Genomic DNA, 14,650 nt, shown 5'->3' with positions numbered 1-14,650 from the left:
CCATCCCTGTGGGAGCTGATACTGGCAATTTGAAGAAATTATTGCGATGCCCGTTGTACTGCGTCAAAACCCGGCGAACGCGCTACACTGCGCGTCCCTGCGCCCGCATCATCAGGCGCGAAGCCGCAGATTCCGGGGGCAGCATGTCGGGTTCCATCCTCTATATCCATGGCTTCAACAGCTCGCCGCTTTCCACCAAGGCGCGCCAGCTCGAAGCCGTGATGCAGCAACTGGGCTTGTCGGCCCAGCTCCGAGTGCCCGCCTTGCACCACCACCCACGCCAGGCCATCGCCCAGCTCGAAGCGGCCATTACAGCGCTCGGTGCGCCATTACTGGTGGGCAGCTCGCTCGGCGGCTACTATGCCACCCATCTGGCCGAGCGCCATGGCCTGAAAGCCTTGCTGGTCAACCCGGCGGTAACCCCGCACAAGCATTTCGACGGTTACCTGGGCACCCAGCGCAATCATTACAGTGGTGAAACCTGGGAGCTGACCCACGATCATGTGCAGGCCCTGGCCGAGCTGGAAGTACCGGCCCCGGTCGATGCCAGCCGCTATCAAGTGTGGCTGCAGACCGCTGATGAAACCCTGGATTATCGCCACGCCGAGCACTATTACCGTGCATGCGCCCTGCGCATCCAGGCCGGTGGCGACCACAGTTTTCAGGGCTTCGCCCAGCGCCTGCCGGCACTGCTGGCCTTCGCCGGCGTTGCCCGTGGGCAGTATGCGGCGCTCGACTTTTCTGTATTTTGACTTTTTTGCATTCACCAGACTGACGAAGAGACCCTATGGCCAATCCCAGCGCTAGCGCCTATAACGCAGACGCCATCGAAGTCCTCTCGGGCCTTGACCCGGTTCGCAAGCGGCCGGGCATGTACACCGATACCAGCCGCCCCAACCACCTGGCCCAGGAAGTCATCGACAACAGTGTCGACGAAGCCCTGGCCGGCCACGCCCGTTCGGTGCAGGTCATCCTGCACGCCGACCACTCGCTGGAAGTCAGCGACGATGGCCGTGGCATGCCGGTGGACATCCACCCGGAAGAGGGCGTGTCCGGGGTCGAGCTGATCCTGACCAAGCTGCATGCCGGCGGGAAGTTCTCCAACAAGAACTACCAGTTCTCTGGCGGTTTGCACGGTGTGGGTATCTCGGTGGTCAACGCCCTGTCGACCCAGGTGCGCGTGCGCGTCAAGCGTGACGGCAACGAATACCAGATGACCTTCGCCGATGGCTTCAAGGCCAGCGAGCTGGAAGTGATCGGCTCGGTTGGCAAGCGTAACACTGGCACCAGCGTCTACTTCAGCCCTGACCCGAAGTACTTCGACTCGCCCAAGTTCTCCATCAGCCGCCTCAAGCATGTGCTCAAGGCCAAGGCCGTACTGTGCCCGGGTCTGCTGGTCAGCTTCGAGGACAAGGCCAGCGGCGAAAAGGTCGAATGGCACTACGAGGATGGCCTGCGCTCCTACTTGGTCGACTCGGTCAGCGAGTTCCAGCGCCTGCCTGACGAGCCGTTCTGCGGCAGCCTGGCTGGCAACAAGGAGGCCGCAGACTGGGCGTTGCTGTGGTTGCCGGAAGGCGGCGACAGCATCCAGGAAAGCTACGTCAACCTGATCCCGACTGCGCAGGGCGGTACCCATGTCAACGGCCTGCGCCAGGGACTGCTGGATGCCATGCGTGAGTTCTGCGAGTTCCGCAATTTGCTGCCGCGAGGCGTGAAGCTGGCGCCAGAGGACATCTGGGAGCGCATCTCTTTTGTGCTGTCGATGAAAATGCAGGAGCCGCAGTTCTCCGGGCAGACCAAAGAGCGCCTGTCGTCGCGCGAGGCGGCTGCCTTCGTCTCCGGCGTGGTCAAGGATGCCTTCAGCCTGTGGCTGAACGCCCACCCCGAACTGGGCATGCAGTTGGCTGAGCTGGCCATCAGCAACGCCGGGCGCCGCCTGAAGGCCAGCAAGAAGGTCGAGCGCAAGCGCATCACCCAAGGCCCGGCATTGCCCGGCAAGCTAGCCGACTGCGCTGGCCAGGACCCGATGCGTGCAGAGCTGTTCCTGGTCGAGGGTGACTCGGCAGGTGGTTCGGCCAAGCAGGCGCGAGACAAGGAATTCCAGGCCATCCTGCCGCTGCGCGGCAAGATCCTCAACACCTGGGAAGTGGACGGTGGTGAAGTCCTGGCCAGCCAGGAAGTGCATAACATCGCCGTGGCCATTGGCGTCGACCCAGGGGCCACCGACCTTGCGCAGCTGCGTTACGGCAAGATCTGCATCCTCGCCGATGCCGACTCCGACGGCTTGCACATCGCCACGCTGCTGTGCGCACTCTTCGTCCAGCACTTCCGGGCACTGGTCGAGGCTGGGCATGTGTATGTGGCCATGCCACCGCTGTATCGCATCGACCTGGGCAAGGAAATCTACTATGCCCTCGACGAAGCCGAGCGTGATGGCATTCTTGACCGGCTGGTGGCCGAGAAGAAACGTGGCAAGCCGCAGGTCACCCGCTTCAAAGGTCTGGGCGAGATGAACCCGCCACAACTGCGCGAAACCACCATGGACCCGAACACCCGGCGCCTGGTGCAGTTGACCCTGGACGACGTCGAGGCCACCTGCGAGCTGATGGACAAGTTGCTGGCCAAGAAGCGCGCGGGCGATCGCAAGAGCTGGCTGGAAACCAAGGGTAACCTGGCCGAGGTCATGGTTTGATTCGGCAGCTTCTTGCCGTTTGCCTTGCGCTGGTTGCCTTGCCTGCCCTGGCGGGTAACTGGCCGGAGCTGAAGCTCAGTGCCGAGCACCCGATCGACGGCATGCGCGGTGGCAACCTGTCTGGCCTGGTGGAATGCCGAGGCGGGCTGTGGGGTGTGTCTGACCGCGACGACGACCGCATCTACCGTTTCGATCAGCAAAACCCGACCTGGCGCGCGCAACCGCTGACCTTTACCCCGCCATCGCCGCCGGAAAGCGGCCTGCCGTGGGGGCTGAAGTCGCGCAATTGGGCGGCGTCGTACATTCGCGGTGGCGAACTGGATTTCGAAGGCATCACCTGTGACCAGGCGGGTAACCTGTACCTGGCCAGCGAAGCCCATGCCGCCGTGTTGCAGTTGCCGGTGGAGGGCGAACCGGACTGGTTGAAGATCGACCCGGCCATGGTCCGCCAGGCACGGGCCAGCGGCATGCTGCTGAACTTCAATGCCTTGTTCGAAGGCCTCGCGATCAACCCGGCGGGCGACCGCCTGTGGCTGGCCGCCGAGCGCGAGCGACGTGGCCTGGTGGCCATCGAGCGCCAGCAATCGGTGTGGACCTGCGGGCGTAGCTGCGTGCTGCTGAGCGAGGCCGGGGTCGAGATGCAGCCGCCGCAAATGCCCGATGCCCGGGCACTGTCGCGCGACTTCGCCGACCTGGCCTGGTACGAGGGCAAACTGTTCACCCTCGAACGCAATGCCTATCGGGTGTGCCGGCGTGATACCGACAGCGGCAAGGTTGAGCGCTGCTGGTCGTTCGCGGCCGACGCGCTGGTGGAGTCGCGCCGTTATGCGCAACCGTTCGGCTTGGCCGAGGCGCTGGTGATCGATGCCAAGGGCGCCTGGATTGGCCTGGACAACAACAACGGCGCCCGTGCCGATGGCGAGACCCGCCCGATTGTCTGGCGCTTCGATGCGCCGGAAGGCGGTTGGAGCGCCAAGCCATGAGCCAGGCGCCGGGCAAGCGCGCGGGCAGGGTGCTGATGATTGTCGCCTGGGCGGCGGCGTTGTTCCTTGCCACGCGTTTTTTCGGCCAATGGGAAGACAGCCAGCGCAATCCCAATACCCAGGTGCGGTCCGAGCATGGCGAAGGCTTTATCGAAGTGCGCTTGTTGAGTAACGGCCAAGGCCACTTCGTGGTGGATGGTGCCATCAATGGCCAAGTGGTGCATTTCATGCTCGACACCGGTGCCACCGACGTGGCTATCCCCGAGGCGTTGGCCCGTGACCTGAACCTTGAGCGTGGCAGCTCGGTGCTGCTCAGCACCGCCAACGGCCGCACCGAAGGCTACCGCACACGCCTGGCCAGCCTGCGACTGGGTGATATCAGTCTGCAGGATGTGCGCGCCACCGTGGTGCCGGGCCTGGACGGGCAAACCGTATTGCTGGGCATGAGTGCCCTGAAACAACTTGAATTCACCCAGCGCGGCGGCACCATGCTGCTGCGCCAGAACCTGAAATGACGAGGCCCGCATGAGCGACTCACTGGAACTCAGCCTGGACGGCGTAGAACGCCGCTCGCTGGCTGACTTCACCGAACAGGCCTACCTCAACTACTCCATGTACGTGATCATGGACCGCGCCTTGCCGCACATCGGCGACGGCCTGAAGCCGGTGCAACGACGCATCGTCTACGCCATGAGCGAGTTGGGGCTCGATGCCGATTCCAAGCACAAGAAGTCGGCCCGTACCGTCGGTGACGTGCTTGGTAAATTCCACCCCCATGGTGACTCGGCCTGCTACGAGGCCATGGTGCTGATGGCGCAACCGTTCAGCTACCGCTACACCTTGGTCGATGGTCAGGGCAACTGGGGTGCGCCGGACGATCCGAAGTCGTTCGCCGCCATGCGTTACACCGAGGCGCGCTTGTCGCGCTACGCCGAAGTGCTGCTGAGCGAAGTCGGCCAGGGCACCGTCGACTGGGTGCCGAATTTCGACGGCACCCTGCAGGAGCCGGCCGTGCTGCCCGCGCGCCTGCCCAATATCCTGCTCAACGGCACCACCGGTATCGCCGTGGGCATGGCCACCGACGTACCGCCGCACAACTTGCGTGAAGTGGCCAGCGCCTGTGTGCGCCTGCTCGACGAGCCAAAGGCCACCATCGAGCAGCTGTGCGAGCACATCCAGGGGCCGGACTACCCGACTGAGGCCGAGATCGTCACGCCTCGGGCGGAAATCCTCAAAATGTACGAGAGCGGCCGTGGCTCGATCCGCATGCGTGCCGTGTATCGCGTCGAAGATGGCGATATCGTCGTCACCGCGCTGCCGCATCAGGTCTCCGGGGCCAAGGTGCTGGAGCAGATAGCGGCCCAGATGCAGGCCAAGAAGCTGCCGATGGTCGCCGACCTGCGTGACGAGTCGGACCACGAAAACCCGTGCCGCATCGTCATCATCCCGCGTTCCAACCGCGTGGATGCCGACGAGCTGATGCAGCACCTGTTCGCCACCACCGACCTGGAAAGCAGCTACCGGGTCAACGTGAACATCATCGGCCTCGACGGCCGGCCGCAGTTGAAGAACCTGCGGGCGATCCTGGTGGAGTGGCTGGAGTTCCGTACCAATACCGTTCGTCGCCGCCTGCAGCACCGCCTGGACAAGGTCGAAAAGCGTCTGCACCTGTTGGACGGTTTGCTCACCGCGTTCCTCAATCTGGATGAAGTGATCCATATCATCCGTACCGAGGAGCACCCCAAGCAGGCGCTGATCCAGCGTTTCGAGCTGACCGAGATTCAGGCCGACTACATCCTCGAGACCCGCCTGCGGCAACTGGCACGCCTTGAAGAGATGAAGATCCGCGGCGAGCAGGATGAGTTGCTGAAGGAGCAAGCCAAGCTGCAGGCCTTGCTGGGTAGCGAAGCCAAACTGCGCAAGCTGGTGCGCAGCGAACTGATCAAGGATGCCGAAACCTACGGCGACGACCGTCGCTCGCCGATCGTCGAGCGCGCCGAAGCCAAGGCGCTGTCGGAAAACGACCTCATGCCGACCGAGCCGGTTACCGTGGTGCTGTCGGAGAAGGGCTGGGTGCGTTGTGCCAAAGGCCACGATATCGACGCCACTGGCCTTTCCTATAAGGCCGGCGACGGTTTCAAGGCTGCTGCGGCCGGGCGTTCCAACCAGTTTGCCGTGCTGATCGATTCCACCGGGCGCAGCTACTCGCTGGCCGCCCACAGCTTGCCATCGGCACGTGGTCAGGGTGAGCCGCTGACCGGCCGCCTGACGCCGCCACCAGGGGCCACCTTCGAGTGCGTGCTGTTGCCTGATGACGATGCGCTTTATGTGGTGGCTTCGGATGCCGGCTACGGCTTTGTGGTCAAGGGTGAAGACCTGCAGGCCAAGAACAAGGCCGGCAAGGGCCTGCTCAGCCTGCCCAACGGGGCCAAGGTGATGATCCCGCGCCAGGTGGCCGACCGCGAACAGGACTGGTTGGCGGCGGTAACCACCGAAGGCCGCTTGCTGGTATTCAAGGTCAGCGACTTGCCACAGCTGGGTAAAGGCAAGGGCAACAAGATCATTGGCGTGCCGGGCGATCGGGTGGCAAGCCGTGAAGAATTTGTCACCGATCTGGCCGTGATTCCTGAAGGCGCAACCCTTGTATTGCAAGCCGGCAAGCGTACCCTATCTCTGAAAGCGGACGACCTGGAGCATTACAAGGGCGAGCGCGGTCGGCGGGGCAGCAAGCTGCCGCGCGGCTTCCAGCGCGTCGATGGGTTGCAGGTGGAAGTGCCGGCTTAACGGGTAGAAATGTCTGGAACGGCAATTTCAGCGCCGTTCCGGGCAGAAACGCTGGAGTCGGACGGTTATTTCGCGGATGATATGGCCCTCGCGGTGCCGACGTAGTCGTGTGCCCGTTTGAATCTATATGTATCACTGCGGTATGCCTGTAGGCGACCGCCTGGATGGGATGATGAAATTTCTGCGCCTTCCCTTTGCGCTGTTGATGACTGGCCTGCTGGGCCTTGGCGGGTGCACCATGCACCAGCCGGTTGCCCTGTACCAGCTCGACAGTGGTGATCCTGGCCAGCCTTCGCAGAGTGCAGGCATGGCCGTGGTACTCGGCCCGGTATCGGTGGCCGATTACCTGCAGCGCGAGACGTTCCTGCAGCGTCAGGCCGATGGCAGCCTGAGTGCGGCGACCGACGGTCGCTGGGCGGGCAGCCTTTCGTCGGATATCGACCAGCTGCTGGTCCGTCAGCTTGCCTGGCGCCTGGATAGTCAGCGCGTGGTGTTGGCCCCTGCAACCGCTGGTTTCAGCCCGGATGTACAAGTGCTGTTGTCGATCACCCGCCTGGACTCGGGCAAGGACCAGCCGGCCATTCTCGATGCCCAATGGCGTCTGCTGGATCGTCGTGGCCATGTGCGTGACAACCGCATCGTTCACCTCGAGCAGCCGCACGAAGGTAGTGAGTCGTCGCAGGTGCAGGCCCAGGGCCAACTGCTGCAGAAGCTGGCCGAACAGCTGAGCACTGCGGTGAAGCCATTGGCCAATCAGCCGGCAATTGCCGAAGAGTCGCCTAAAAAGCCCGCTGCGCCGGTGCAAGTGAAGAAGGCGCCGGAGAAATCCAAGATTCCGATGGCTTCGCCGATTCGTACCGATATGGAGGTTTATCGGTTCTGATCAAGCCGCCAGCCACAAAAAAGCCCGCATATTTGCGGGCTTTTTCGTGTCTGCTGTTTTTCGCTACCAGTGCTGGCCTCTTCGCGGGTGAACCCGCTCCCACAGGGATATCACCGCCCTTGAAGGCTGCGCTGAACCTGTGGGAGCGGGTTTACCCGCGAAGAAGCCACCTCGGTATCAGGCCCTGCGCTCGTGCATCCGCGCCAACTGCCGCTCCAGCATCGACGGGTAAGGCTCCATCAAGCGCTCCACGCAGCAGGCACCCTCAGGGCTGGCAATCGGGCGAATACGCGCACGCTGGCGAATCAGCGCGTCATCGCTGATCTGCCGTTCCACCAGCAACAGGTTGCGGCTGTGCTGCGACAGCGCCAAGGCGTCCTGAGCCTTTTCGGCCATCAGCAGGTCCACCATCTCCAGCCCTTGCAGGTCGTTGCCCAGGGCCAGGCCCAGTTGCAGTTGCAGGGTGATGCCGCTGTCGGCCACTTCAATTTGCAGGGCGTGGCCCAGGGCGCGTAACAGCTCGCCGCAGCAGATGGCGTTGGTCAGGTAGTCTTCGCCGCACTCGCGGCTGTGGAACAGCACCAGGGTGCTGCCATCGTTCAGCGTGTGGGTTTCACCGTCGTAGAGCGAAGCCGCGTGCTCCAGGCAATCGCGGTAGCGTTCGGTCAGCTCGGTGAGGCGTGTGCGTGGCAAGCGGCGCAATTGCTCCTGCGAGCCCAGCTGCACGGCCAGCACGGCGCTGTACTGCGGCTCATCAGACGCGATCACTGCGGCGGCTTTGGGCGCACTGTCGTCGTCCAGCAGGCCGGCGAAGGCATCGTCGTCATCCTCGTCCTCCAGGGCGGCAACCTTGGCGCGAGGCGCGGCCTTGGGGGCCGGTGCTGCGTCGTGCAGGTCGTCGTAGTGCTCCTCGTCCTCTTCCTCCAGTTCGGGCTCTGGCGGTGGCGGCGGGGCCAGGCGCGCATGCAACTGGCGGGCGATGTCGCCAATCTCGTCCTGACGGTCGGTGGCCGGGGTGTAGGGTTGCGGGTCGCGCAGCCACACCCGCAACTGCAGCAGCGGCAGGGTGATGAAGCGGCCTTGGCGCAGGCTCAGGGTCAGGGCGAGCACCAGCAGGATAGCGGCCAGGATACCCATGCTCTGCAGGCTGATCAGCATCGGCTGCTGGAATTGGCTCATGTCCAGGCTAATGCGCAGTTGCCCGGCAGTGACGTCCTGGAAGGTGATCTTGGTCTGGTACAGCCCCTCGGCCTCGCCCAGCAGGCTGTTGCGCGGGCGCTGGCCGGCTTCGGCGAGGATGCGATTGTCCACGCTGTAGATCGCCGCATGGGCCACCAGCGGGTTTTTCACCAGGTTACCCAGCAGCACGTTGAGGCTGAGAATGTCGTTTGACACCAGCAGCTCGGTGGCGGACGTGGCCGTCTGGGTGGTCAGGCTCTGGCCCAGTGCATCGGCCTGCTCGTGCATGGCCTGCTTGAACTGCAGCCCCATCACGCAGGCATAGATCACCAGCGCCAGCGCCACCAGGAAGATGTTGGTGAAGGCGATGCGCAATGCCAGTGGCACACGACGTTGACTCAGGGCGCGATAGATCATCAGGAAGAAGTTGTCTGCTTTGACGGGCGTGGGCCGGTTCACTGAGCTCGGCTCTTAATGGCATGAAAGTGGGGGGAGTATAGCGAGCCGGGTTTTGTCGGCAAAGTATCGTCGGTGCCCGATGGTCATGGAAAATCGGTAGAATGCGCATTTTTCATCGAAGTCGGAGCAGGTAGTGCGCGAAATCGTCCTGATCAACATCACCGGTGAGGACCGTCCCGGTCTCACTGCGGCTATCACCGGCGTCCTGCTGCAGGGCGGTGTGAACATCCTCGACATCGGCCTGGCGGTCATGCACGGCACCTTGTCGTTCGGTATTCTGGTCGACATCCCGGACAACGAAGTGGCTACCGCGCTGCTGCAAAGTGTGCAGGCCAAGGCTCACGAGTTGAACTTGCAGGCCCGCTACACGCCGATTTCCGAGGCGGACTACCAGCAATGGGCTGACGGCCAGGGTGAAGCGCGCCATATCGTGACCCTGCTCAGCCGCAAGATCACCCCTGAGCAATTGCAGCGTGTGAGTGCGGTGATCAGCCAGTACGGCCTGACCATCGAGCGCATCGAGCGCCTGTCGGCCCGGGTAGCGCTGGATGCCGAAACCGACAAGGGCAAGGCGGCCATCGAGATTTCCGTACGCGGCGTGCCGAGCGATGCCCAGGCCCTGCGTGCTGACTTCTTCGCTTTGGCTGAAGCGCTGAGCATCGACATCGCCTTCCAGACGGATGACCTGTTCCGTCGCAATCGCCGCCTGGCGGTGTTCGACATGGACTCCACGCTGATCGAAGCCGAAGTCATCGACGAACTGGCCAAGGCGGCCGGTGTGGGTGAGCAGGTGGCGGCCATCACCGAGCGCGCGATGCGTGGCGAGCTGGACTTCCGCGCCAGCTTCAAGGAGCGGATGGCGCTGCTCAAGGGCCTGGATGTGGGCGTGCTGGACGAGATCGGTGCCTCGCTGCGCCTGACCGAAGGCGCCGAAAACCTGTTCGCCGAGCTCAAGCGCCTGGGCTACAAGACCGCGATCCTGTCGGGTGGCTTTACCTACTTTGCCCGCCAGGTGCAGGCGCGCCTGGGCATCGACTATGTGTTTGCCAACGAGCTGGAAGTGGTCGATGGCAAGGTGACCGGCGTGGCTGTCGAGCCGATCGTCGATGCTCAGCGCAAAGCCGAGCTGCTGCAAAAGCTGGCCAGTGAGGAAGGTTTGCAACTGGAACAGACCATTGCCGTGGGGGATGGCGCCAACGACTTGCCGATGCTGTCGCTGGCCGGCCTGGGCGTAGCGTTCCGCGCCAAGCCGCTGGTGCGTCAGTCGGCCAAGCAGGCCATTTCCACCTTGGGGCTGGATGGCGTGCTGTACCTGCTGGGCCTGCGCGACCGCGACGCCCGCGGCTGACCTGAAAACATGGGCTGCGAAGCGGCCCCAATAAAAAGGCCCTGCATGAGCAGGGCCTTTTTCATACCGCTCGAATCAAGCCTGAGCACGCTCTGCCAACAGCTGTCCCATGCGCACTGCGGAACCAGCGCCCAGGTTTTCAGCCCACTTCACCTGCTCCGGCCCGAACAGCACGATGGCGGTCGAGCCCAGCTTGAAGCGGCCCAGTTCGGCCCCTTTCTCCAGGTGGATCGGCGCGCGGCTGGCTTCGTCGTAACGGAACGTTTTCAGCTCCCGCTTGGGTGGCGTCACCAGCCCGGCCCATACGGTTTCGATCGAGGCGACGATCATTGCGCCGACCAGCACCACGGCCATTGGCCCGCGTTCGGTGTCGAACAGGCAGACCACGCGCTCGTTGCGGGCAAACAGCTCGGGAACGTTTTCTGCGGTGGTCTGGTTGACCGAGAACAGGCGGCCCGGCACATAGACCATTTCGCGCAGGGTGCCGGCCAGCGGCATGTGCACGCGGTGGTAGTCCTTGGGCGACAGGTAGATGGTGGCGAACTCGCCGCCCATGAATGGCGCGGCCATGGCCGGATCACCGCCCAGCAGCTCTTGCGCACTGAAACCGTGGCCCTTGGCCTGGAAGATGCGGCCGTGCTCGATCGGGCCAAGCTGGCTGACTGCACCGTCGGCCGGGCACAGGATGGCGCCCGGGGTTTCGTCCAGCGGGCGGGCACCTGGCTTCAGGGCACGCGTGAAGAACGCATTGAAGTGCTCGTAGGCGCTCAAGTCCTCGACCAGGGCTTCGGACATGTTGACCTGGTAGCGCTTGGCGAACCAGGCGGTGAAGGCGTTCTTGAACCAGCGCGCGCGGCACTCGGCGATACAGCCGGCCAGCCGCGACAGCAGGTGGTGCGGCAGCAGGTACTGGCTGATGATGAACAAACGGGATTTCATGCAGGTTCCTTAAACTTCTACAGGCGTGTCCGGGTGGTTGCCCCATTCGCTCCACGAGCCGGCGTAGGCCTTGACGCGTGGGTAGCCGAGGGCCTTGGCCACCAGATAAGTGAAGCCGGAGCGGCGGTGGGTCTGGCAGTGGGTGATCACTTCCTTGTCAGGGGTGATGCCCAGTTGCTCGAGGACCTGTTTGATGTCATGGCGAATGCGCAAGTGGTCGTTGAGGTCCATGCCAGCGGTCCACTCGAAGTTGATCGCACCGGGGATGTGGCCACCCTTGGCTGCCAATACCTTCTCGCCGCTGAATTCCTGCGGGCCGCGGGCGTCCCAGATGACCAGGTCATCGGCGCCCAGTCGGCTTTGCAGGTACTCTCGGGTGGCCGTGGGCGCGTTATCGATACGCAGATGCACCTGGCTGTTGCCGCCAGCGGGCACTTCGGTGGTCAGCTTGTCTGCCGGCCAGGCCTGGATGCCGCCATTGAGGTAGTGATAACCCTTGTGGCCGATCACATCGAGCAGCCAGATGAAACGCCCGGCCCAGCCGCCGCCTTCATCGTCATACACCACATAGACGGCGTCGTCGCGGTGGCCGAGTTCGCTGAACAGTTTTTCCAGCTCGCCCAGGGCCGGCAGCAGGCCAGGCGCGGGAGGCTGGCCAAGCTGGGTACGCTTGCCTTCGACAAAGCGCGCGCCGGGGATATGCCCGCTGACGTAGCGGTTGGCGCTGCTCAGGTCGACCAGGATCAGCTGTGGCGAACCCAGGCGTGGCAGCAGGTCCGCAGCTTCGATCACCAGGGGCAGGCCGGAAAAGTCAGTCATCCACGGTCTCCAGTGTGGAAAGAGGGGCGATTGTAGCGCAAGGCTCAGCCCTTGCGGTTGGCAAACACCGACAGCGCCCGCTCGGTGCATTGTGCGGTCTTGCCAAAGGCTTGCACGCTGATATCGGCCAGCGGCCGGCAGCCTTGGTCGGCCACCATCAGCATCAGCACCTGGTCGTTCACCGCCAGCGAGCGTAGCAGCACATGCTCGCTGCGGAACAGCGCACGCAGGGGCGCGGGTAACAGCGCCGAGAACTGGGTGTGGTTTTCTGGGGTGATGCGCAACTGCCCGGCTTGGGACAGCAGTTTTTGCAGCAGTTTGCTCTGCGAAACCTGCAGGGCCAGCGCTCCGGCCTCTTTCGGCAGGCCGGCGATCTGCTGTACGCGCAGGTAGTCGCTGGCCTTGTCCAGGCTCAACAGCATGATGCGTTGCATACCGCAGGCCAACAGTGCCTCGAGGGCCTGGGTGGCAAGGTGCACGGTGTTGGTAAACGGGCTGGGTTGGGCCAGAAGGTCCTGGCACAACTTGCGCCAGCGCGCCAGTTCGTCGCTGCTGGGTGGCGGCGGGGCCAGCATGTCCGGGTGCGGGCGGCGCTGGTGCCATGGCCAGATCAGCGCTTCGGCCGGGTGGAACAAGGCATGCCGGGCATGGCGCCGGGCGCTGGCGGCAGCCTGCTGGTGCACTTGCTGCTGCACGTCTTCCAGCGAGGTCTGCAGGTACAGCGCGGTCAGCAACTGCCAGCGCAGCAGGTGAGGGTTGTCCCAGCCAACCTGTGCTGCCAGGGCCAGGTTGTTGGCCAGCAGCACGGTGTTGGCTGGCTGGTTGAACCAACGGCGCAAGCCGGGCTCGGCATCCAGGCGGTGTTGCTGGCTGAGCAGGTCCTCGTCGCGAGCGATACTCAGCACTTGAGCCAGTTGTTCGCGCTCTTCCAGCAGCAGGCGGTAACCCTGGGTTACCCATTGCGGCAGGCGCCAATACTCCGCCATGGTCTGGCACAGCGCCATGATGCGCACGCCAAACAGTTCTTCCTCGACCTGGGCGGCGTCCTCGCCCTTGTGGATAACCCGCAACTCCCAGGTGTCGAGCAGTTTGGGGTAGGCCAGTGCCAGTGGCCACAGTGGCGACAGGAACAGCAGGCTGCCCCAGTGAATTTCCTGCCACAGGCGTGCCAGGCGGCTGGCGAACAGGCCGCTGGCCTGCTGCGAGGCGTGCTGGCTGATCAGCTGGAACTGGCTGAGCACTGGCGGGATATCTTCGACTGGCACCGAGGGTAGGCGCTTGAGCAGTTGTTCGCTGCGCTCCAGGCCCAGGCGGTTAAGGGCGACTTCCAGGCTTTCGGCAGGCTCGGCCTGGCTGGCATTGGTAGGGTGATTGGCTTCGCGCATCACCGACAGCACCAGTGCTGGGCTATCCTGCATCAGTTCGGCGATATCGCGCAGCGAGCGGCGGCTATCGTTAATGGCGGCCATGACCCGGTCGTAGCTGTGCTTCGGCACGGGGATGCGAACGCTCTCGAGCAGCTTTACCCAGGCCTCTAGCGTACGCGGGGCCTGAGCGGGCACCTTGGTTTCAATTGGCATTTTGACATCAGTCCGAACTGGCTTTTCGCATTGAGTGGCTATAGTCTGGCGCAGTTCTGCCGATAAGTAGAAGAAGAGTTTTAAAGCTCCCGTCTCTTCCCCTGACCACGACAGCAAGTGCTTTGAACCTATGGCTAAAATTATCGGCATCATCGTCGTATTCGCGAGCGTGCTCGGCGGGTACGTGCTCTCCCACGGCAAGATCGCGGCGCTGATCCAGCCGTTCGAAGTACTGATCATTGGTGGTGCGGCCTTGGGTGCATTCCTGCAGGCCAACCCTGGCTACATGACCATGCACGTCATCAAGAAGTCGATGAAGATGTTCGGCTCGCGCTTCACCCATGCCTACTACCTGGAGGTACTGGGCCTGGTGTACGAGATCCTCAACAAGAGCCGTCGCGAAGGCATGATGGCCATCGAAGCCGACATCGAGGACGCCGCCGCCAGCCCGATCTTCGCCAAGTACCCGACGGTGCTGGCCGATGAGCGCATGACCGCGTTCGTCTGTGACTACCTGCGCATCATGTCCACTGGCAACATGGCCCCGCACGAGCTTGAGGGCCTGTTCGACATGGAGCTACTGAGCATGAAGGAAGAGCTGGAGCACCCGTCCCATGCGGTGACCGGTATCGCCGACGGCATGCCAGGCTTCGGTATCGTCGCAGCCGTTCTGGGTATCGTGGTGACCATGGCCTCGCTGGGCGAGGGCGACCAGGCGGCCATCGGCATGCACGTAGGTGCGGCGCTGGTCGGTACCTTCTTCGGTATTCTGGCGGCGTACGGCTTCTTCGGCCCGTTGGCCAAGTGCCTGGAGCACGATGCCAAGGAAGAACTGAACCTCTACGAATCGATCAAGGCTTCGCTGGTTGCCTCGGCCTCGGGCATGCCACCTTCGCTGGCGGTCGAGTTCGGGCGCAAGGTGCTGTACCCCAAGCACCGCCCAAGCTTCTCCGAGCTGGAACAAGCGGTTCGCGGTCGCTGAGT

At 63.5% G+C, this 14,650-nt stretch carries 12 protein-coding genes; 8 read left to right on the top strand and 4 right to left on the bottom strand.

The window, feature by feature from the left end; all coding sequences use genetic code 11:
- The first annotated feature begins 143 nt into the window (after positions 1-143).
- From QQL85_RS05610 to QQL85_RS05585, 6 genes are all read left to right on the top strand, one after another.
- A complete protein-coding gene (locus tag QQL85_RS05610; protein WP_284353260.1) occupies positions 144-752 on the top strand; it encodes a YqiA/YcfP family alpha/beta fold hydrolase in 609 nt (202 codons plus the stop codon).
- Positions 753-787: 35 nt separating this feature from the next.
- Positions 788-2,692, top strand: a complete 1,905-nt coding sequence (gene parE / locus QQL85_RS05605) for a DNA topoisomerase IV subunit B (protein ID WP_284353261.1) — start codon at positions 788-790, stop codon at positions 2,690-2,692.
- Positions 2,689-3,675: an esterase-like activity of phytase family protein gene (locus QQL85_RS05600; protein ID WP_284353262.1), complete on the top strand. Its 987-nt coding sequence runs from the start codon at positions 2,689-2,691 to the stop codon at positions 3,673-3,675. The genes parE and QQL85_RS05600 overlap by 4 nt, the downstream gene beginning before the upstream one ends.
- On the top strand, positions 3,672-4,190 hold the full coding sequence (locus tag QQL85_RS05595; RefSeq protein ID WP_284353263.1) for a retropepsin-like aspartic protease family protein: 519 nt from the start codon (positions 3,672-3,674) through the stop codon (positions 4,188-4,190). Before QQL85_RS05600 ends, QQL85_RS05595 begins: the two co-directional genes overlap by 4 nt.
- 10 nt (positions 4,191-4,200) lie before the next feature.
- The gene (gene parC, locus QQL85_RS05590) at positions 4,201-6,459 is read left to right on the top strand and encodes a DNA topoisomerase IV subunit A (protein WP_284353264.1); all 2,259 of its coding nucleotides are present in this window, start codon (positions 4,201-4,203) and stop codon (positions 6,457-6,459) included.
- A 172-nt stretch (positions 6,460-6,631) separates the two neighbouring features.
- Positions 6,632-7,342: a PqiC family protein gene (locus QQL85_RS05585; RefSeq protein WP_119371612.1), complete on the top strand. Its 711-nt coding sequence runs from the start codon at positions 6,632-6,634 to the stop codon at positions 7,340-7,342.
- Between the two features lie 177 nt (positions 7,343-7,519).
- Here the strand turns inward: QQL85_RS05585 and QQL85_RS05580 are convergent, their stop codons facing one another.
- Positions 7,520-8,980: an AhpA/YtjB family protein gene (locus QQL85_RS05580; protein ID WP_284353265.1), complete on the bottom strand. Its 1,461-nt coding sequence runs from the start codon at positions 8,978-8,980 to the stop codon at positions 7,520-7,522.
- A 133-nt stretch (positions 8,981-9,113) separates the two neighbouring features.
- Here QQL85_RS05580 and serB point away from each other — a divergent pair, with 133 nt between their 5' ends.
- Positions 9,114-10,328 carry a phosphoserine phosphatase SerB gene (gene serB, locus QQL85_RS05575; protein ID WP_284353266.1) on the top strand — a complete coding sequence of 405 codons (1,215 nt, stop codon included), beginning with the start codon at positions 9,114-9,116 and terminating at the stop codon, positions 10,326-10,328.
- Positions 10,329-10,403: 75 nt separating this feature from the next.
- Here the strand turns inward: serB and asd are convergent, their stop codons facing one another.
- From asd to QQL85_RS05560, 3 genes are read right to left on the bottom strand one after another with little or no spacing between them, the layout of a single operon-like run.
- Positions 10,404-11,267: an archaetidylserine decarboxylase gene (gene asd, locus QQL85_RS05570; RefSeq protein WP_284353267.1), complete on the bottom strand. Its 864-nt coding sequence runs from the start codon at positions 11,265-11,267 to the stop codon at positions 10,404-10,406.
- A 9-nt stretch (positions 11,268-11,276) separates the two neighbouring features.
- Positions 11,277-12,086, bottom strand: coding sequence for a rhodanese-like domain-containing protein (locus QQL85_RS05565; protein WP_284353268.1), 810 nt, complete (start codon positions 12,084-12,086; stop codon positions 11,277-11,279).
- Between the two features lie 44 nt (positions 12,087-12,130).
- Positions 12,131-13,666, bottom strand: coding sequence for an HDOD domain-containing protein (locus QQL85_RS05560; RefSeq protein ID WP_284353269.1), 1,536 nt, complete (start codon positions 13,664-13,666; stop codon positions 12,131-12,133).
- Positions 13,667-13,796: 130 nt separating this feature from the next.
- Here QQL85_RS05560 and motA point away from each other — a divergent pair, with 130 nt between their 5' ends.
- Complete coding sequence (gene motA / locus QQL85_RS05555; RefSeq protein ID WP_284353270.1) at positions 13,797-14,648, top strand: flagellar motor stator protein MotA; 852 nt, start codon at positions 13,797-13,799, stop codon at positions 14,646-14,648.
- The last annotated feature ends 2 nt before the right edge of the window (positions 14,649-14,650 follow it).

The sequence above is a fragment of the Pseudomonas putida genome (assembly GCF_030159595.1).
Lineage (GTDB): Bacteria > Pseudomonadota > Gammaproteobacteria > Pseudomonadales > Pseudomonadaceae > Aquipseudomonas > Aquipseudomonas putida_AC.
This window is presented reverse-complemented; position numbering and strand designations above follow the sequence as displayed.

Coding starts and splice junctions, on each gene's coding strand:
- QQL85_RS05610 (WP_284353260.1), top strand. CDS start 144: ATGTCGGGTTCCATCCTCTATATCCATGGCTTCAACAGCTCGCCGCTT.
- parE (WP_284353261.1), top strand. CDS start 788: ATGGCCAATCCCAGCGCTAGCGCCTATAACGCAGACGCCATCGAAGTC.
- QQL85_RS05595 (WP_284353263.1), top strand. CDS start 3,672: ATGAGCCAGGCGCCGGGCAAGCGCGCGGGCAGGGTGCTGATGATTGTC.
- parC (WP_284353264.1), top strand. CDS start 4,201: ATGAGCGACTCACTGGAACTCAGCCTGGACGGCGTAGAACGCCGCTCG.
- QQL85_RS05585 (WP_119371612.1), top strand. CDS start 6,632: ATGAAATTTCTGCGCCTTCCCTTTGCGCTGTTGATGACTGGCCTGCTG.
- asd (WP_284353267.1), bottom strand. CDS start 11,267: ATGAAATCCCGTTTGTTCATCATCAGCCAGTACCTGCTGCCGCACCAC.
- QQL85_RS05565 (WP_284353268.1), bottom strand. CDS start 12,086: ATGACTGACTTTTCCGGCCTGCCCCTGGTGATCGAAGCTGCGGACCTG.
- QQL85_RS05560 (WP_284353269.1), bottom strand. CDS start 13,666: ATGCCAATTGAAACCAAGGTGCCCGCTCAGGCCCCGCGTACGCTAGAG.
- motA (WP_284353270.1), top strand. CDS start 13,797: ATGGCTAAAATTATCGGCATCATCGTCGTATTCGCGAGCGTGCTCGGC.